Origin of the sequence: Actinotalea ferrariae, assembly GCF_019733465.1 — a bacterium.
Taxonomy (GTDB): Bacteria; Actinomycetota; Actinomycetes; order Actinomycetales; family Cellulomonadaceae; genus Actinotalea; species Actinotalea ferrariae_A.
The window spans coordinates 1-17,974 of record NZ_JACVQL010000255.1 but is presented as its reverse complement, the minus strand read 5'-3'; the positions used below and the strand labels follow the sequence as shown (position 1 = coordinate 17,974).

Genomic DNA, 17,974 nt, shown 5'->3' with positions numbered 1-17,974 from the left:
TGCACGCCGGGCGCCGCGGCCTCGCCGCGGGCGTCGTCGTGGCCGCGCTCGAGCGGATGGCGAGCCGCGGGAGCGCCCCGGAGCGCGTCCGTGCGGCCGTCGGGCCCGCGGTGTGCGGCCGCTGCTACGAGGTCCCCGAGGACCTGCGGCACGAGGTCGACGACGTGGTGCCGGGCACGGCGTCCACGACCTCGTGGGGCACTCCCGCGCTCGACCTGCGGGCGGGCGTCCGCTCGCAGCTGCGCGCCGCGGGCGTCACCGCGGTGGTCGACCTCGGCGCGTGCACGCTCGAGGACCCTCGGTTCTTCTCGCACCGCGCCACCTCGGCCACCGGGTCGGGCCGCACCCGGCCGGCCGGTCGGTTCGCGGGCGTGGTGCGTGTCGTCGGCTGACCATGGCGTGTCGCCGGCCGACGGCGGTGCCCTGCGGGTTAGCGTGGTCACGACCGGATCGCGGCCCTCGGGCGGCGGTCCACACCGGACCGCAACTGGGGATGGAGGCCGCTGATGGCCGGAGCGCTGCGCAAGACCATGCTGTACCTGGGGCTCGCCGAGGACGACAGGAGCGGCCGTGCTGCCGACGAGTACGTGGAGGAGTACGACGACGAGTACGCACCCGTGCACGAGTACGAGGCCGAGGTGACCCCGCTCCGCGCGGCGCGTCACGCCGACGTCCCGGACCACGCCCTGGCGCCCGAGCTGCGGCGGATCACGACGGTGCACCCGCGCTCGTACAACGACGCCCGTGTCATCGGGGAGGCCTTCCGGTCGGGCACCCCCGTGATCATGAACCTGTCCGAGATGACGGACGCCGACGCCAAGCGCCTCGTCGACTTCTCCGCCGGCCTGATCTTCGGCCTGCACGGCGCCATCGAGCGGGTGACGAGCAAGGTGTTCCTGCTCTCGCCCGAGCACGTCGAGGTCACGGGCGAGGAGCAGGTCGCCGGCGGCGAGCAGCGCGCCGGCTTCTACAACCAGAGCTGACGTGCTCGGCATCGTCTGGGACGTCCTCTACCTGGCCGTCCTCGTCTACCTCGTCCTGCTCATCGTGCGGCTCGTGCTCGACTGGGTCCAGGTCTTCGCGCGCGACTGGCGCCCCCGCGGCGTCGTGCTCGTCGTCGCGGAGGTCGTCTACACCGCGACGGACCCGCCGATCCGGGCGGTGCGCCGTGTGGTGCCCCCGCTGACGCTCGGTCAGGTGCGCCTGGACCTCGGCTTCACGATCGTCGTCCTCGCGTGCTGGATCCTCCTGCGGGTCCTCGACGTCCTGAGACACTCCGCCTGATCGCCCGACCTGCGCCCGTGCAGGTGTCCTGTTGTCCGCTACGGTGATCCGTGGCGGTCGGCGGACTGCCCCGGGCCCGACCAGCACGAACAACGAGGTGAACCCATGGCTCTGCTCACGGCAGATGACGTCCTGAACAAGAAGTTCCAGGCGACCAAGTTCCGGGAGGGCTACGACCAGGACGAGGTCGACGACTTCCTGGACGAGGTCGTGAACACCCTGCGCGCGGTCACGGCCGAGAACGACGAGCTCAAGGCCAAGCTCGCCGCGGCCGAGCGTCGCGTCGCCGAGCTGAGCCGCTCCGGCGGGGGCACGCCGTCGCCGTTCGCGCAGGCCCAGCCGCAGGACCGCCCGGAGCCCACGCCGGCCCCCGAGCCGGAGCCGGAGCCGGAGCCCGCTCCGGCCCCCGCCCCGGTGGTCGCCGCCCCCGTGGTCGAGGAGCGCGTCACCGCGCCCGCCCCGGCCCCGGCGCCCCAGCGGATGAGCGAGCCCGAGTCCGCCACGGGCATGCTGCAGCTGGCGCAGAAGCTGCACGACGACTACGTCCGCTCCGGCCAGGAGGAGGGCGACCGGATCATCACGGACGCCAAGTCCCAGGCGAGCCGGATCGTCCGCGAGGCCGAGGAGACGTCGGCCCGCACGCTGTCGCAGCTCGAGCAGGAGCGCAGCCTCCTCGAGCGCAAGATCGACGAGCTCCGGGTGTTCGAGCGGGACTACCGCACGCGCCTCAAGAGCTACCTCGAGAACCTGCTCGGAGACCTCGACGCGCGAGGTGCCACGGTCGCTCCGCGCGGCGGGAACGAGCAGGGTCTGCAGTTCAACGGCTGACCGCCTCGGCGGCGCGCCGACGGCCCGGGTCCGGGCCTGACAGACGCCACGACGCACCACACCGGGCACCCGGTGTGGTGCGTTGTGCGTCACCCGTGGGAGGTCTACTCTCGCGTGACCTTCTGCACCAGGGAGAGCCATGGCCATCGACGACACGGTCAGCCCCACGATCGGGTCGACCCCGCTCCACGAGATGCCTGAGCTCGCGAAGCTCGTGGGCACGTTCCCCGTGCGGGACGGCGAGGAGCCGTGGACCGTCGACGAGGTCCGGGCGATCGCGCAGGAGCTGACGACGGAGATCGCGCGCCTGCGGATCGAGCTCTCGGAGGCCGACGCCGAGCTCTCCGCGCTGCTGCGCTACTCGGGGGACGGGGCGGGCGACGACCAGGCCGACTCCGGCTCGAGCGCGCTCGAGCGCGAGCAGGAGCTGACGCTCGTGCTCAACACGCGCGACCTGCTCGAGCAGAACACGCACGCCCTCGAGCGCGTCGGCGCGCCGGGCTTCGGCACGTGCGAGTCGTGCGGGCAGGCGGTCGGCAAGGCGCGCCTCCAGGCGTTCCCGCGGGCGACGCTGTGCGTCACGTGCAAGGCACGTCAGGAGCGTCGCTGAGCGTGACGTCACGGCCGGCACGCCCGCGTCTGGTCCTGGGGGTCCTCCTCCTCGCGGGAGCCGTCCTGGTCGTGGACCAGCTGACCAAGGCCTGGGCGCTGCGCACGTTCACCGAGGGTGAGCGCACGCCCGTGCTCGGGGACCTCCTCGGGCTCACCCTCCTGCACAACCCCGGCGCCGCCCTGGGCATCGCGACGGGTATGACGTGGGTGCTCACCGTCGCCGCGATCGCGGTGTCGGTGGTCGTCCTGCGGGTCTCGAACCGCCTGGGCTCGGCGAGCTGGACGGTCGCGTTCGGTCTGCTGCTCGGCGGTGCGCTCGGCAACCTGGTCGACCGGTTCACGCGTCCACCCGGCATCGGGCGGGGTCACGTCGTCGACTTCATCGCGTACGCGGACTGGTTCGTGGGCAACGTCGCGGACATCGCGATCGTCGGTGCGGCCGGCCTGATCATCCTGCTGAGCCTGCGCGGCATCGGGATCGACGGGTCGCGCGAGGGCGAGTCGTCCGAGGACGGGACGCCCGCGGACGACGACGCGCTCGCCACGGCCGACGCGCCCGCCGAGCCGGCGCGGGGCGAGGAGTGAGCGGTCTGCGGTCGCTGCCCGTGCCGGACGGGCTGGGCGGCGAGCGCGTCGACGCCGGGCTCTCGCGCCTCCTCGGCGTCTCCCGGACGCGCGCGGCGGACCTCGCGGCCGCCGGGGCCGTGACCCTCGACGGCCGTACCGTCGGCAAGTCCGACCGGCTCGTGCCGGGCTCGTGGCTCGAGGTCGACGTCGAGGCGCTCGACGGGCCCGTCGCCGCGGCGGCGAGCGCCGCGGCCGAGCCCGTGCCGGGCATGCGCGTGCTCCTGGACGACGACGACGTCGTGGTCGTCGACAAGCCGGTCGGTGTCGCGGCGCACGCCTCGCCCGGCTGGTCGGGCCCCACGGTGGTCGGTGCGCTCGCCGCGGCCGGCTACCGCGTCTCGACGTCGGGGGCGGCCGAGCGCCAGGGCGTCGTGCACCGGCTCGACGTCGGGACATCGGGCATCATGGTCGTCGCCAAGAGCGAGCGGGCCTACACGCTGCTCAAGCGCGCCTTCAAGGAGCGCACGGTCGAGAAGGTCTACCACGCGGTGGTCCAGGGACACCCCGAGCCGACGCAGGGCACGGTCGACGCGCCCATCGGCCGGCACCCGACGTCCGACTGGAAGTTCGCGGTCACCGAGTCGGGCAAGCCCTCGGTCACGCACTACGAGGTGCTCGAGATGGTCCCGTCCGCCTCGCTCCTGGAGATCCACCTCGAGACCGGGCGGACGCACCAGATCCGGGTCCACATGGCGGCGCTGCGGCACCCGTGCGTGGGGGACACGACGTACGGGGCGGACCCGGCGCTCGCGACCCGGCTCGGGCTGAAGCGGCAGTGGCTGCACGCGATGCGGCTCGGCTTCGAGCACCCCGGCACGGGCGCGTGGACCGAGGTCACGAGCGCGTACCCGGCGGACCTGCAGCACGCCTGGGACCTCCTGCGCGGCAGCGGCTGACGACGCCACGCCCGCGACCTGCGGGGCTGCGGGCGACGTCCGGGAGTGTCGGTGACCCCACCTAGAATCGGCGCATGACTGCCGCAGGTTCCGACTTCGTCCACCTGCACGTCCACACCGAGTACTCGATGCTCGACGGCGCGGCCAAGCTGGACGAGCTGTTCGCCGAGGTGTCCCGGCAGGGCCAGACGGCGATCGCGACGACCGACCACGGCTACCTGTTCGGTGCGTACGACTTCTGGAACAAGGCGCGCAAGGCGGGGATCAAGCCGATCATCGGCGTCGAGGCCTACGTCACCCCGGGGACGAGCCGGTTCGACAAGACCCGCGTCAAGTGGGGCGAGGCGCACCAGAAGGACGACGACGTCTCGGCGAGCGGCGCCTACACGCACCTGACGATGTGGGCCCGCAACAACGAGGGCCTGCACAACCTGTTCCGCGCGAGCTCGCTCGCGTCGCTCGACGGGCAGATGGGCAAGTGGCCGCGCATGGACCGCGAGCTGCTCTCGACGTACGCGTCGGGCCTGATCGCGTCGTCGGGCTGCCCCTCGGGGGAGATCCAGACCCGCCTGCGCCTCGGTCACTACGACGAGGCCCTGCGCGCGGCGGGCGAGCTGCAGGACATCTTCGGCAGGGACCACTTCTTCGTCGAGCTCATGGACCACGGGCTCGACATCGAGACGCGCGTGCAGAAGGACCTGCTGCGCATCGCGCAGGAGATCGGCGCCCCGCTCCTCGCGACCAACGACCTGCACTACACGCGCCGCGAGGACGCCTCGTTCCAGGAGGCGCTGCTCGCGATCAACTCGGGGTCTACCCTCTCCGACCCGGACCGGTTCAAGTTCGACGGCGACGGCTACTACGTGAAGTCGGCCGAGGAGATGCGGCGCATCTGGGACGAGCTCCCTGAGGCCTGCGACAACACGCTCCTGCTCGCCGAGCAGTGCGAGGTCTCGTTCAACACGTCGGCGAACTACATGCCGAACTACCCCTGCCCACCGGGGGAGGACGAGACGTCGTGGTTCGTCAAGGAGGTCGAGCGCGGTCTGCACGTGCGCTACCCGGACGGCATCCCGGACGACGTGCGCCGCCAGGCCGAGTTCGAGACCGAGGTCATCACCGGGATGGGCTTCCCCGGCTACTTCCTGGTCGTCGCGGACTTCATCAACTGGGCCAAGGACAACGGGATCCGCGTCGGTCCGGGGCGTGGTTCCGGCGCCGGCTCGATGGCCGCCTACGCGATGCGGATCACCGACCTCGACCCGCTCCAGCACGGCCTCATCTTCGAGCGCTTCCTCAACCCGGACCGCGTCTCGATGCCTGACTTCGACGTCGACTTCGACGAGCGCCGGCGCGGCGAGGTCATCCGCTACGTCACCGAGAAGTACGGCGAGGACCGGGTCGCGCAGATCGTCACCTACGGCACCATCAAGGCCAAGCAGGCGCTCAAGGACTCGAGCCGGCTGCTCGGCTTCCCGTTCGCCATGGGGGAGAAGCTCACCAAGGCGATGCCGCCCGCAATCATGGGCAAGGACATCAGCCTCACCGGGATCTTCGACCCGGCGGACAAGCGCTACAACGAGGCCGAGGAGTTCCGTCAGGTCCACGCGGCGGACCCCGACGCGCAGCGCGTCGTGGAGCTCGCCAAGGGCATCGAGGGGCTCAAGCGCCAGTGGGGTGTGCACGCGGCCGGCGTGATCATGTCGAGCGAGCCGCTGATCGACATCATCCCGATCATGCGGCGCCCCCAGGACGGCGCGGTCATCACGCAGTTCGACTACCCGACCTGCGAGGGCCTCGGCCTCATCAAGATGGACTTCCTGGGGCTCCGCAACCTGACGATCCTCGACGACGCCCTGGCGAACATCGAGATGAACGGCAAGGACCCGGTCGTCCTCGAGGACCTCACGCTCGACGACCCGGCGACCTTCGAGCTGCTCGGCCGCGGCGACACGCTGGGCGTGTTCCAGCTCGACGGCGGCGGCATGCGCACCCTGCTCCGGCTCATGCGCCCCGACAACTTCGAGGACATCTCCGCCGTCGGCGCGCTCTACCGGCCGGGCCCGATGGGTGCGAACTCGCACACCAACTACGCGCTGCGCAAGAACGGCGCCCAGCCGGTCGTGCCCATCCATCCGGAGCTGGCGGAGCCGCTCGCGGAGATCCTGGGCCAGACCTACGGCCTGATCGTGTACCAGGAGCAGGTGATGGCCATCGCGCAGAAGGTCGCGGGGTACAGCCTCGGCCAGGCCGACATCCTGCGGCGCGCGATGGGCAAGAAGAAGAAGGAGGAGCTGGACAAGCAGTTCGCCGGCTTCTCGGCGGGCATGCAGGAGCGCGGCTACTCGATGGACGCCGTCAAGACGCTGTGGGACATCCTGCTGCCCTTCTCCGACTACGCCTTCAACAAGGCCCACTCGGCCGCGTACGGCGTCGTCTCGTACTGGACGGCGTACCTCAAGGCGAACTACCCGACCGAGTACATGGCCGCGCTGCTCACGAGCGTGCGCGACGACAAGGACAAGTCGGCCCTCTACCTGGGCGAGTGCCGTCACATGGGCATCACGGTGCTGCCCCCCGACGTCAACTCGTCGTCGGCCAACTTCACCGCCGTCGGCAAGGACATCCGCTTCGGCCTGACGGCGGTGCGGAACGTCGGCGCGAACGTCGTCGACGCGATCGTGGCGGCCCGGGAGGCGAAGGGCGACTTCACGTCGTTCACCGACTTCCTCGACAAGGTGCCCGCGGTCGTCTGCAACAAGCGCACCATCGAGTCGCTCATCAAGGCCGGCGCGTTCGACTCGCTCGCGCCCAGCCGCCGCGCCCTGCTGCTCGTCCACGAGCAGGCCGTCGACGCCGTCGTCGGGGTCAAGCGCAAGGAGGCAGAGGGCCAGTTCGACCTGTTCGCGGGGTTCGGAGGGGACGACGACGACGCGGGGCTGACGTTCACGGTCGACGTCCCGGACGTCCCCGACTGGGACAAGAAGCAGCGCCTGGCGTTCGAGCGGGAGATGCTCGGCCTCTACGTCTCCGACCACCCGCTCTCCGGGCTCGAGCACGTGCTCGCGGCCGCCGCGGACTGCTCGATCGCGACGCTCATGGCGGACGACGCCCGCGCCGACGGGTCCATGGTCACGGTCTGCGGCCTGGTCACGTCGCTGCAGCGCAAGATGTCGAAGAACGGCAACCCCTGGGCGGCGGTCACGCTCGAGGACATCGACGGGTCCGTCGAGATCATGTTCTTCGGCGAGACCTACCTCGCCTACTCGACCGTGCTGGCCGAGGACGCGGTGATCACGGTGCGGGGCCGGGTCCGCCGCCGTGACGAGACGATGCAGCTCCAGGCCGTCGAGGTCTGGCTGCCCGACGTCTCGGCCGTGGAGACGAAGCCGGTGATGATCACGCTCCCCGTCTCGCGGTGCACGCCGCCGGTCGTCGAGCGCCTCCGGGAGGTGCTCTCCACGCACCCCGGTGTCACGGAGGTGCATCTCAAGCTCACGCAGCCGGGCCGCTCGACCGTCATGCGGCTCGAGGAGGGCCTGCGCATCGACCGGTCACCCGCGCTGTTCGCGGACCTCAAGGTGCTGCTCGGACCGGGCTGCCTCGCGGGCTGAGCGGCGGCCGCGCCGGTCGGGGCGCGGTGGAGGGGCGACCTAGACTCGCCCGGTGATCCACCTGACGCCGGAGCAGCACGTCTTCGTGACCGAGCGGCACCTGGCGACCCTCACGACGCTGCGGCCCGACGGCACCCCGCACGTGGTCCCCGTCGGCTTCACGTGGGACCCCGACGGCGGGGTGCTGCGGATCACCACCCGGGTGACGTCGGCCAAGGTGAGCAACATCCGCCGCGCCGTGGCCGCCGCTGGGGTGGCCAGGGTCGCCGTGTGCCAGGTCGACGGCGGGCGGTGGCTGACGTTCGAGGGGACGGCCACCGTGGAGACCGATGCGGACGAGGTCGCCGACGCGGTCCGGCGCTACGCGCGCCGCTACCGGCAGCTCGAGCACGACCCGCGTCGCGTGGTCGTCCGGGTCGTGGCCGACCGGGTGCTCGGCTCGGACTACATGACGCGCTGACAGCGTCGCGGCAGGCCGGTCAGGCGACGCGGAAGGCGTGCTCGCCGTCGGGGAGCGACACGACGACGACGTCACCGTGCGCGAGCTGGCGCCCGCGGCGCTGCTCGACCTCACCGGCGACGCTCACCTCGCCCTCGGCCAGCAGGGTGCGCGCGTGGGCGCCGGACTCGGCGATCCCGGCGAGCTTGAGGAACTGGCCGAGCCGGATGCCGGCCTCGTCGACGGGCACGTCCTGGGCGTCCTGGTGGTCCACGTGCCGAGTCTGCCAGGACGCGCCGCGGCCGGCGGCAGCTGGACGGACTGCTCCCCGGTCGGCGGCGGCGGACGACCTCCGCGGGCGGCGGGGACGGCGACCTAGACTCGCGGCGTGATCTCTCGCATCGACCTCCGCGGCCGGACCCTGAGCCGGCGCGAGCTGACCAGCGCCCTGCCCCGGCCCGAGCTCGACGTGGCGGGTGCGGCCGAACGCGTCGCCCCGATCCTCGAGGACGTGCGTCGCCGCGGAGCCGCCGCGCTCCGCGACCTCGGCGAGCGGTTCGACGGCGTCCGCCCCGACCACCTCCGCGTGCCGGCCGAGGCGCTGGCGTCCGCGCTCGACGGGCTCGCACCCGACGTGCGTGCCGCGCTCGAGGAGGCGATCCGCCGCGTGCGGGCCGTGCACGCGGCGCAGGTGCCGGCGCCGATGAGCGTCGACCTCGGCCCGGGCGCGCAGGTGCGCCAGCGCTGGCTCCCCGTGCGGCGCGTCGGCCTCTACGTGCCGGGCGGGCTCGCGGTCTACCCCTCCTCGGTCGTGATGAACGTCGTGCCCGCGCAGGAGGCGGGCGTCGTGTCCCTCGCGGTGACGAGCCCGCCGCAGAAGGACAACGGCGGGCTGCCGCACCCCACGATCCTCGCGGCCTGCGCCCTGCTCGGGGTCACCGAGGTGTACGCGGTCGGCGGCGCGCAGGCGGTCGCGATGCTCGCCTACGGGGCCGACGGCGAGGACGAGCGCGACGGCTCGGTCCTGTGCGAGCCGGTGGACGTCGTCACCGGTCCGGGCAACCAGTACGTCACGGCGGCCAAGCGGCTCGTGCGCGGCGTCGTGGGCATCGACTCCGAGGCCGGCCCCACCGAGATCGCCGTGCTCGCCGACGCGGGCGCGGACCCGGCGCACGTCGCAGCGGACCTCGTCTCGCAGGCCGAGCACGGCCCGACGTCGGCCTCGGTGCTGGTGACCGACTCCGAGGCGCTCGCCGAGGCGGTGGAGGCGCTCCTCCCGCAGGTCGTCGCGTCGACCCGGCACAGCGAGCGCGTGGCGACGGCGCTGTCCGGCCCGCAGTCCGCGGTCGTGCTCGTGGACGACGTCGACCAGGGGCTCGCGGTCGTCAACGCCTACGGCGCGGAGCACCTCGAGATCCAGACCGCGGACGCGGCCGCGGTCGCGGACCGCGTCACGAGCGCCGGGGCGATCTTCGTCGGCCCGTACTCACCTGTCTCGCTCGGGGACTACATGGCCGGCTCGAACCACGTGCTGCCCACCGGCGGCTGCGCCCACTACGGCAGCGGGCTCGGCGTGCACAGCTTCCTGCGGCCCGTGCAGGTGGTCGAGTACGGGGCGGACGCGCTGGCGGAGGTCGCCGAGCGGATCGTGGCCCTCGCGGGCGACGAGGACCTGCCGGCCCACGGCGAGGCGGTCCAGGTGCGCTTCGGCCGCTGACGCCCACGCCCGCTCAGCCGAGGGCGAGCGTGAACGGGTGCACGGCCGCCGCGCCAGCCTCGCGGAGCAGGCGTGCCGCGACGGTGACGGTCCAGCCCGTGTCGTAGCGGTCGTCGACGAGCACGACCGTCCGGCCGGGCAGGCCCTCGCGCGCCGCGGGCCCCAGGTCCAGATCGAGCCGCCGCACCACGTCGGCCAGCCGCTGGGCGCTGTTGACGTCGTGCCGCGACGGCGGCGTGCCGGGCGGCGCCGCGACGGCCCCGACCACCGGCACGCCGAGGTGCCGCGCGACGCCCGAGGCGAGGTGCTCGACGAGCTGCGGGCGGGAGGTCGACCGCACCACGACCACGCCGTCCACGTGTCCCAGCCCCCACGCGTCGAGGACGGCGGTCACCGGGGCACGCAGGGCGACCGGGAGGGGACCGTCCGGCGTCGCGTCCGGGCCGACCGCGAAGAGGGCGCGCAGGGCGCCGCCGAGGCCGAGGGCGTCGAGCCGTGCGACGGCGCGTCCCGGCTCGGCGCCGACGTCGGCACCGATCCGGCCCGAGAGCGGCACCCCGAGGGCCGACATGCCGCTCGGCCACTGCCGGCGCGGCGTGAGCTCGACCCCCGGCACTGACAGGGCGCCTCGCGCGGCCTCGACCGCGGCCTCGTCGGGCACGGTGTCCGCCGTCGTCCCGGTGCACCGGTCGCAGCGTCCGCACGCCCACCCCGCTTCGAGCTCCGCGTCGTCGAGCGCCGCGCGCAGGAAGGCCATCCGGCAGCCCGTCGTCGCGACGTACTCGAGCATCGACTGCGCCTCGGAGCCCCGGGTCGCGGCGACGCGGGCGTAGCGCTCGGCGTCGTACTCCCAGGGCTCCCCGGTCGAGCGCCACCCACCGCGCACGCGCTGCACGGCGCCATCGACGTCGAGCACCTTGAGCATCGTCTCGAGCCGGCCGCGGCGCAGGCTGACGCGCGGCTCGAGCGCCGCGGTCGAGAGCGCGCCACCGTCCTGGTCGAGCGCCGCGAGGGTCTCGCGGACGTCGCGCTCGGGCGGGAACGCCATGGACGCGAACCAGTCCCAGATCGCGCGGTCGTCGCGGCCGGGCAGCAGCACGACGTCGGCCCTCGCGGTGGCGCGACCCGCGCGGCCCACCTGCTGGTAGTACGCGATGGGGGAGCTCGGCGCGCCGAGGTGGACGACGAACGCGAGGTCGGGCTTGTCGAAGCCCATCCCGAGGGCCGACGTCGCGACGAGGGCCTTGACCCGGTTCGCCAGCAGGTCCTGCTCGCACTCGAGCCGCTCCGCCGGGTCCGTCTGGCCCGTGTAGGCACGCACCGGCAGGCCGGCGCCACGCAGGTGGGCGGCGACCTGCTCGGCCGCGGCGACCGTGAGGCAGTAGACGATGCCCGAGCCGTCGAACCTCGGGAGGTTGCGCGTCAGCCACGCGAGCTGCGACGCGTGGTCCGGGAGCTCGCGCACCGCGAGCGCGAGGCTCTCGCGGTCGAGCGAGCCGCGCAGCACGAGGACGTCGCCCGCGGGCCTCGAGCCGTCGGTCGTCCGCATGCCCGCGGCCAGCTGCTCGGCGACGTCGCGGGTCACCCGCTCGTTCGCGGTCGCGGTCGTCGCGAGCACGGGCGTGCCGGCGGGGAGCTCGCCGAGCAGCGTGCGGATGCGCCGGTAGTCGGGCCGGAAGTCGTGGCCCCAGTCCGAGACGCAGTGCGCCTCGTCGACGACGAGCAGCCCCGCGTCGGTCGCGAGGCGGGGGAGCACCTCGTCCCGGAAGCCGGGGTTGTTGAGGCGCTCGGGCGAGACGAGCAGGACGTCGGTCTCGCCGGCGGCGACGCGCGCGTGGACCGCCTCCCACTCCTCGGTGTTCGCCGAGTTGATGGTCTCGGCGCGGATGCCCGCGCGGCGCGCGGCGTCGACCTGGTTGCGCATGAGGGCGAGCAGCGGCGAGACGATCACGGTCGGGCCGGCGCCCTGCGCACGCAGCAGCGCCGTCGCGACGAAGTACACCGCGGACTTGCCCCAGCCGGTGCGCTGCACGACGAGCGCCCGCCGGCGCCCGGTCACGAGCGCGTCGATCGCCGCCCACTGGTCGTCGCGCAGGCGCGCGTCCGGCCGTCCGACGAGGCGGCGCAGCGCCTCCTCGGCCTGCGCGCGCAGGGGAGCCGCCGCGGGCTCGCGTGCGACGTCGGTCGGTCCGGGGGCGGGGCTCGGGGCGTGGGGCACCCGGCAAGTGTGCCCCGCACCGGTGACGCGCCGGACCGTCGTTCACAGGCGCACACTCGTCCCCATGACCCCGCGCACGTCCGCCGTGGCCGTCGCCGGCGCCCTGGCAGCCGTGGCCGCCGCGCTGGCCGGCTGCACGACGACCGGCGGCCCGGGCACGGCCGCGACCACCGGTCCCGAGGAGTACCGCCCCGGCCTCGCGGCCACCACCGACCTGCCGGACGGCGACCCGGACGCCGTCGTCCTGCTCGTGCCGGGCGGCAGCTGGTCCACGGCGCACCCCGGCGGCCTCGCGCCACTCGCGGACGCGCTCGTCGACGCCGGGCTGGCCGTGGTCACGGTGACCTACGGGACCGCGAGCAGCGGGAGCAGCTGGCCGGAGCCCGCCGACGACGTGGCGTGCGCGGTCGCGTACGCCGCCGCGCAGGTGCCCGGCGTCCCCGTCGTCCCCGTGGGCCACTCCGCGGGTGCGCACCTCGCCGTCCTCACGGCCCTGGCGCCCCGGACGACCGACGGAGCGACGGACGACGCCACCGGCGAGGCGACCGACGACGCCGCAACCCGGTCCGCGTGCGAGCACGAGCCGCACGAGGCCGACGGCGTCGTGGGCCTCGCCGGCCCGTACGACGTCGCCCGCACGGGCGGCATGGCGCGCAACCTCTTCGGCACCGACGCCGCCGGGGCGCCCGAGGCGTGGGAGGCGGGCAACCCGCACACGTGGGCGGACGAGCGCCCCGAGCTGCCGGCGCTCCTCGTGCACGGCGAGGACGACGACGTCGTGCCGACCTCGTTCACGACCGCCCTCGCCGACGACCTGGTGGCCGGCGGGCACGACGTCGAGGTCGCCCTGCTGCCGGGCGTCGACCACGCGGAGGTCGTCACGCCCGAGGTGGTCGCCGGGCTCGTCGAGCGATGGGTGCGCGAGGCCCTGGCCGAGCGGCCCTAGGATCGCCGCGGGACGACGACGTCCCGTCCGCGCACGGCGCGCGGTCCGACGGGAGGGTGACGTGCCGGTGCTCGAGGTCGTGGGCTGGCTGGGCTCCGCGCTGCTCGTGGTCTCGCTGCTGCAGACGCGGGTCATGCGCTTCCGCGTGCTCAACACGGTCTCGTGCGTCGTCCTCATCGGCTACAACGCGGCCGTGGGCGTCTGGCCCATGGCGGCGATGAACGTGGTGCTCGTCGCTATCAACCTCGGGGTCATCGCGCGGATGGTGCGCCGCCGTCACGACGACCGCACCTACGACGCGGTGCCGATCGGCCTCGACGAGCCGTTCCTGCGGCACCTCCTCGAGCGCCACGCGGGGGACATCCGCACGTTCAACCCGGACCTGCCGTCGGACGTCGCGGCGGCGTGCGACCACGCCTTCGTCGTCAGCACGGCGGACACGGTCGTCGGCGTGGTGCTCACCCGGGCGGGCGACCGGCCCGCCGAGCAGCAGGTCGTGCTCGACTACGTGCTGCCCGCCTACCGCGACTTCACGCCGGGCGAGTTCGTCTTCCGGCCGGACGGCCCCTTCGCCGCCCTCGGTACCCGCCGCGTCGTCGCGTCCCCGGGCATGGCGGCGTCCGAGCGGTACCTGCGCGCGGTGGGCTTCGTGGAGCAGGACGGCCGGCGCGTGCTCGACCTCGAGCGCGTCGCGTAGCGGCGGACGCCCGCCGGGCGGGCCGGCACGGCTGGCTACGATCGGCGCGTGACCCCGAGCCTCCCGCTGCGCCCGGAGCTCCGGGGCCTCGAGCCCTACGGGGCCCCGCAGCTCGACGTCCCCGTGCTGCTGAACGTCAACGAGAACCCGTACCCGCCGTCCGAGGCCGTGGTCGCCGACGTCGCGCGCGCCGTCGCCGAGGCGGCCTCGGGGCTCAACCGCTACCCGGACCGCGACTTCCTGCCCCTGCGCACCGACCTCGCGGCGTACCTGGCGCGCGAGTCCGGCGTGCGCGTCGCCCCGGAGGGCATCTGGGCGGCGAACGGCTCGAACGAGGTCATGCTGCACCTGCTCCAGGCGTTCGGCGGGCCGGGCCGGACCGCGCTCTCCTTCGCACCGACCTACTCGATGTACCCCGAGTACGCGCGCGACACGTCGACCGCGTGGGTGACGGCGCGGCGTGCCGAGGACTTCACGCTCGACGTCGACCGGGCGGTCGCGGCGGTCGAGGAGCACGCGCCGTCCGTCGTCCTGCTCGCGAGCCCCAACAACCCGACGGGGACCGCGCTCACCCCGGCTACGGTGCGCGCCCTGCTGAGTGCGGCGGACCGTGTGCCGGGCGGCTGCGTCGTCGTCGTCGACGAGGCCTACGGCGAGTTCCGTCGGTCGGGCACGCCGTCGGCGCTCGAGCTGCTCGCCGACCACCCGCACCTGGCGGTGAGCCGGACGATGTCCAAGGCGTTCGGGCTCGCCGGGGCGCGCGTCGGCTACCTCGCCGCCGCGCCGGCGCTCGTGGACGCGCTCCGGGTCGTCCGCCTCCCGTACCACCTCTCCGCGGTGACGCAGGCCGTCGCGCGCGCCGCGCTCGCGCACGCCGACGAGCTCATGGCGCAGGTCGGGTCGCTCCGCGCGGAGCGCGACGCGACCGTGGACTGGTTGCGGTCCCGGGGCCTGACGGTGGCCGAGACCGACGCGAACTTCGTGCTGTTCGGCATGTTCGACGACCGGCACGCGGTCTGGCAGGGTCTGCTCGACCGTGGGGTGCTCATCCGCGAGGTGGGCCCGGACGGGTGGCTGCGGGTCTCGATCGGGACCCCGGCGGAGATGGCGGCGTTCCAGGACGCCCTGGTGGAGGTGGCAGGACTGTGACCGCAGGCAGTGTCAGCGAGGCCGGCGCGCGTCGGACGGCGCGCGTCGAGCGCACGACGTCGGAGTCCAGCGTCGTCGTCGAGATCGACCTCGACGGGACGGGGCGCACGGAGATCTCGACGTCCGTGCCGTTCTACGACCACATGCTCACCGCGCTCGGCAAGCACTCGCTCGTGGACCTCACCGTGCGGGCGACGGGGGACACCCACATCGACGCCCACCACACGGTCGAGGACGTCGCCATCGCCCTCGGCGAGGCGCTCCGCGAGGCGCTCGGCGACAAGTCCGGCATCGGCCGCTTCGGCGACGCGCTCGTGCCGCTCGACGAGGCGCTCGCGCAGGCGGTCGTCGACGTCTCGGGCCGGCCGTACCTCGTGCACTCGGGCGAGCCCGCCGGGCAGGAGTACCACCTCATCGGCGGGCACTTCACCGGGTCCCTGACGCGCCACGTGCTCGAGTCGATCGCCCACCACGCGGGCATCTGCATCCACATGCGCGTGCTCGCCGGGCGCGACCCGCACCACATCGTCGAGGCGCAGTTCAAGGCGCTCGCGCGCGCGCTCCGGGCCGCCGTCGAGCGCGACCCGCGCGTGGAGGGCGTGCCCTCCACGAAGGGTGCGCTGTGACGGCGCCCGACGGCGCGGGACCCGGGGGCGAGGCCGAGCTCCCGGCCGCCGCCGTCGTCCTGACGCAGGTCTTAGTCCCCGAGGGGCTCGCGGCGGCGTGCGCGATGAGCAAGGTGCCGGTCGACGCGGTGCCGACCCCGATCGGCGCCCTCGCTGCGTGCCGCTCGACGGGCGTCGGTGACCCGGAGCTCGCCGCCCAGGTCGTCTCCCAGCTGCTGCAGAACACACCCGTGCTCCTCGTGACCCAGCGGGCCGGGCGGATGACGGCGGGGCGGTGGAGCGGCGGCAGGCAGGAGGAGGAGATGTCTCCCGCCCTCGTCCTCGACGGCGCACCGCCCGAGGTCGAGCAGATCCTGCTCGGCCAGGTCCGGGCCGCCGACCTGCCGGGAGCCGTGAGCTCGGTGGGCATGTCGCGATGGCGTGCCGCGCGCATCCTGGCGGCCGCCGCGCGCGCCGGGCGCCGCAGGAGCTGACCCGCCGGGAGGCGTCGTCGCGACCCGACTGCGCCGGGTCCCGCGCGATCTGGACAGGCCGACCCCACCCCGCGACCGCACGTAGGATCGTCCGGTGAGCTCTCCGCGCGTGGTCGTCCTGGACTACGGCTTCGGCAACGTGCGCTCGGCGACCCGGGCGCTCGAGCGGGTCGGGGCCGAGGTCGAGCTGACCGCGGACCCGGTCGCTGCTGCCGAGGCCGACGGGCTCGTCGTCCCCGGCGTCGGTGCCTTCGCCGCGGTCATGGCGGGCCTGCGCGCCGTGCGCGGCGACCAGATCATCGACCGCCGGCTGGCGGGCGGCCGGCCCGTGCTCGGCATCTGCGTCGGGATGCAGGTCATGTTCGCCGAGGGCGTCGAGCACGGTGAGCGCACCGAGGGCCTCGGCGAGTGGCCGGGCGTGGTCGAGAAGCTCGACGCGCCCGTGGTGCCCCACATGGGCTGGTCGACGGTCGAGCCCGAGGACGGCAGCGAGCTCTTCGCCGGCGTCGAGGACGAGCGCTTCTACTTCGTGCACTCCTACGGCGTTCGCGAGATGCCGCCGCTGGGCGGCGGACGGCTGACGCCTCCGCGCGTGACGTGGTCCGAGCACGGCGAGCGCTTCGTGGCGGCCGTGGAGAACGGTCCGCTCGCGGCCACCCAGTTCCACCCCGAGAAGTCCGGCGACGCCGGCGCCCACCTCCTCGAGAACTGGGTCACCACCCTGAAGGGACACTGAGCAACCGCATGGACCGACTTCAGCTCCTGCCCGCCGTGGACGTCGCCGACGGGCAGGCGGTCCGCCTCGTCCAGGGTGAGGCGGGTTCCGAGACCTCGTACGGGAGCCCGCTGCAGGCCGCGCTCGACTGGCAGGCCGGCGGTGCCGAGTGGATCCACCTCGTCGACCTCGACGCCGCGTTCGGCCGGGGCTCGAACGCCGAGCTGCTCGCCGAGGTCGTCGGCGCGCTCGACGTGAAGGTCGAGATGTCGGGCGGCATCCGCGACGACGCGTCCCTGGAGCGTGCGCTCGCGACGGGCTGCACGCGCGTCAACCTGGGGACGGCGGCGCTCGAGAACCCCGAGTGGACCGCCGAGGTCATCGCGCGCCACGGCGACGCCGTCGCGGTCGGTCTCGACGTCCGCGGCACGACGCTCGCCGCACGCGGCTGGACGCGCGAGGGCGGCGACCTGTGGGAGGTGCTCGAGCGCCTCGACGCCGCCGGGTGTTCGCGCTACGTCGTCACCGACGTCACGAAGGACGGCACGCTGCGCGGGCCGAACGTCGAGCTGCTGCGCGAGGTCTGCTCGCGCACCGACGCGCCCGTGGTCGCCTCGGGCGGTATCTCGAGCCTCGACGACCTCGTCGCGCTGCGCGGCCTGGTGACCGAGGGCGTCGAGGGCGCGATCGTGGGCAAGGCCCTCTACGCCGGGGCCTTCACGCTGCCGCAGGCCCTGGACGTCGCCGGGCGCCCGTAGTGGCGGGACGCGCGCTGCCGCCGACGTCGCCGTACGCGGGCGACGACGGCTCGGCGGACCCGCGCCTGGTCGCCGGCCTCTCCGCGCACGAGCCGGGCACGCGCGCGGGTGCGGAGCTCGTGGCGGCCCTGGCGGGCGCGCGGCTCCTCGTGCCGGTGCTGGCCGAGCTCGAGGCGAGCGGGACGACGTCGGCGGGCCTGCACGTCGACAAGGAGGCGTCCGCCGGCGTGGTGGCGCTCCGCACGCCCGACGGCCGCACGGCGCTGCCGGTGTTCAGCGGCGTCGACGCCATGCGCGCCTGGCGGGCGGACGCGAGGCCCCTGCCCGCGTCGGCCCCGCGCGCCGCGGCGGCGTGCCTCGCCGAGGGCTGGGACG

20 protein-coding genes are annotated in these 17,974 nt (G+C 74.1%); 18 read left to right on the top strand and 2 right to left on the bottom strand.

The genetic code is table 11. The annotated features are described in order from the left end of the window. The 9 genes from ICW40_RS17130 to ICW40_RS17090 all read left to right on the top strand — a co-directional run. Positions 1 to 392: polyphenol oxidase family protein (locus ICW40_RS17130; RefSeq protein ID WP_221655219.1), on the top strand; the 392-nt coding region annotated here is incomplete at its 5' end. A 114-nt stretch (positions 393 to 506) separates the two neighbouring features. Further along, positions 507 to 983, top strand: a complete 477-nt coding sequence (locus tag ICW40_RS17125) for a cell division protein SepF (RefSeq protein ID WP_221655218.1) — start codon at positions 507 to 509, stop codon at positions 981 to 983. 1 nt (position 984) lies between these two features. Next, positions 985 to 1,284 (top strand): YggT family protein, encoded by a 300-nt coding sequence (locus ICW40_RS17120; protein WP_221655217.1) that lies wholly within the window; start codon positions 985 to 987, stop codon positions 1,282 to 1,284. 105 nt (positions 1,285 to 1,389) lie between these two features. Next, complete coding sequence (locus ICW40_RS17115; protein WP_221655216.1) at positions 1,390 to 2,112, top strand: DivIVA domain-containing protein; 723 nt, start codon at positions 1,390 to 1,392, stop codon at positions 2,110 to 2,112. A gap of 139 nt (positions 2,113 to 2,251) precedes the next feature. After that, positions 2,252 to 2,722, top strand: a complete 471-nt coding sequence (locus tag ICW40_RS17110) for a TraR/DksA family transcriptional regulator (RefSeq protein WP_221655215.1) — start codon at positions 2,252 to 2,254, stop codon at positions 2,720 to 2,722. Between the two features lie 2 nt (positions 2,723 to 2,724). Then, the gene (gene lspA, locus ICW40_RS17105) at positions 2,725 to 3,309 is read left to right on the top strand and encodes a signal peptidase II (RefSeq protein ID WP_308121883.1); all 585 of its coding nucleotides are present in this window, start codon (positions 2,725 to 2,727) and stop codon (positions 3,307 to 3,309) included. Further along, positions 3,306 to 4,247 (top strand): RluA family pseudouridine synthase, encoded by a 942-nt coding sequence (locus ICW40_RS17100; RefSeq protein ID WP_221655213.1) that lies wholly within the window; start codon positions 3,306 to 3,308, stop codon positions 4,245 to 4,247. The genes lspA and ICW40_RS17100 overlap by 4 nt, the downstream gene beginning before the upstream one ends. Before the next feature lie 74 nt (positions 4,248 to 4,321). Then, positions 4,322 to 7,861: a DNA polymerase III subunit alpha gene (dnaE, locus tag ICW40_RS17095; RefSeq protein WP_221655212.1), complete on the top strand. Its 3,540-nt coding sequence runs from the start codon at positions 4,322 to 4,324 to the stop codon at positions 7,859 to 7,861. Between the two features lie 52 nt (positions 7,862 to 7,913). Further along, a complete protein-coding gene (locus tag ICW40_RS17090) occupies positions 7,914 to 8,321 on the top strand; it encodes a TIGR03618 family F420-dependent PPOX class oxidoreductase (protein WP_221655211.1) in 408 nt (135 codons plus the stop codon). A gap of 19 nt (positions 8,322 to 8,340) precedes the next feature. On the opposite strand, the gene ICW40_RS17085 is transcribed toward ICW40_RS17090, so the two are convergent. Beyond that, positions 8,341 to 8,574 carry an RNA-binding S4 domain-containing protein gene (locus tag ICW40_RS17085; RefSeq protein ID WP_308121882.1) on the bottom strand — a complete coding sequence of 78 codons (234 nt, stop codon included), beginning with the start codon at positions 8,572 to 8,574 and terminating at the stop codon, positions 8,341 to 8,343. Between the two features lie 114 nt (positions 8,575 to 8,688). On the opposite strand from ICW40_RS17085, the gene hisD reads away from it, so the two are divergent. Further along, complete coding sequence (gene hisD, locus ICW40_RS17080) at positions 8,689 to 10,017, top strand: histidinol dehydrogenase (protein ID WP_221655210.1); 1,329 nt, start codon at positions 8,689 to 8,691, stop codon at positions 10,015 to 10,017. A gap of 13 nt (positions 10,018 to 10,030) precedes the next feature. Here the strand turns inward: hisD and ICW40_RS17075 are convergent, their stop codons facing one another. Then, positions 10,031 to 12,235: a RecQ family ATP-dependent DNA helicase gene (locus ICW40_RS17075; protein WP_221655209.1), complete on the bottom strand. Its 2,205-nt coding sequence runs from the start codon at positions 12,233 to 12,235 to the stop codon at positions 10,031 to 10,033. A gap of 64 nt (positions 12,236 to 12,299) precedes the next feature. Between ICW40_RS17075 and ICW40_RS17070 the strand changes: the two genes are divergently transcribed. From ICW40_RS17070 to ICW40_RS17035, 8 genes are all read left to right on the top strand, one after another. Next, the gene (locus tag ICW40_RS17070) at positions 12,300 to 13,181 is read left to right on the top strand and encodes an alpha/beta hydrolase family protein (protein ID WP_221655208.1); all 882 of its coding nucleotides are present in this window, start codon (positions 12,300 to 12,302) and stop codon (positions 13,179 to 13,181) included. Positions 13,182 to 13,242: 61 nt separating this feature from the next. After that, entirely contained in the window at positions 13,243 to 13,878 is a 636-nt protein-coding gene (locus ICW40_RS17065) for a hypothetical protein (RefSeq protein ID WP_221655207.1), read from the top strand. A 48-nt stretch (positions 13,879 to 13,926) separates the two neighbouring features. Continuing rightward, positions 13,927 to 15,027 carry a histidinol-phosphate transaminase gene (locus ICW40_RS17060; RefSeq protein ID WP_221655206.1) on the top strand — a complete coding sequence of 367 codons (1,101 nt, stop codon included), beginning with the start codon at positions 13,927 to 13,929 and terminating at the stop codon, positions 15,025 to 15,027. Beyond that, positions 15,024 to 15,653 (top strand): imidazoleglycerol-phosphate dehydratase HisB, encoded by a 630-nt coding sequence (gene hisB / locus ICW40_RS17055; RefSeq protein ID WP_221655205.1) that lies wholly within the window; start codon positions 15,024 to 15,026, stop codon positions 15,651 to 15,653. Before ICW40_RS17060 ends, hisB begins: the two co-directional genes overlap by 4 nt. After that, positions 15,650 to 16,126, top strand: a complete 477-nt coding sequence (locus ICW40_RS17050) for a hypothetical protein (RefSeq protein WP_221655204.1) — start codon at positions 15,650 to 15,652, stop codon at positions 16,124 to 16,126. Before hisB ends, ICW40_RS17050 begins: the two co-directional genes overlap by 4 nt. Before the next feature lie 94 nt (positions 16,127 to 16,220). Continuing rightward, complete coding sequence (gene hisH, locus ICW40_RS17045) at positions 16,221 to 16,862, top strand: imidazole glycerol phosphate synthase subunit HisH (protein ID WP_221655203.1); 642 nt, start codon at positions 16,221 to 16,223, stop codon at positions 16,860 to 16,862. Between the two features lie 8 nt (positions 16,863 to 16,870). Further along, complete coding sequence (priA, locus tag ICW40_RS17040) at positions 16,871 to 17,599, top strand: bifunctional 1-(5-phosphoribosyl)-5-((5-phosphoribosylamino)methylideneamino)imidazole-4-carboxamide isomerase/phosphoribosylanthranilate isomerase PriA (protein ID WP_221655202.1); 729 nt, start codon at positions 16,871 to 16,873, stop codon at positions 17,597 to 17,599. Further along, positions 17,599 to 17,974, top strand: a 376-nt coding sequence (locus tag ICW40_RS17035) for an SseB family protein (RefSeq protein ID WP_221655201.1), incomplete at its 3' end; no start/stop codon positions are given. The genes priA and ICW40_RS17035, both read left to right, overlap by 1 nt.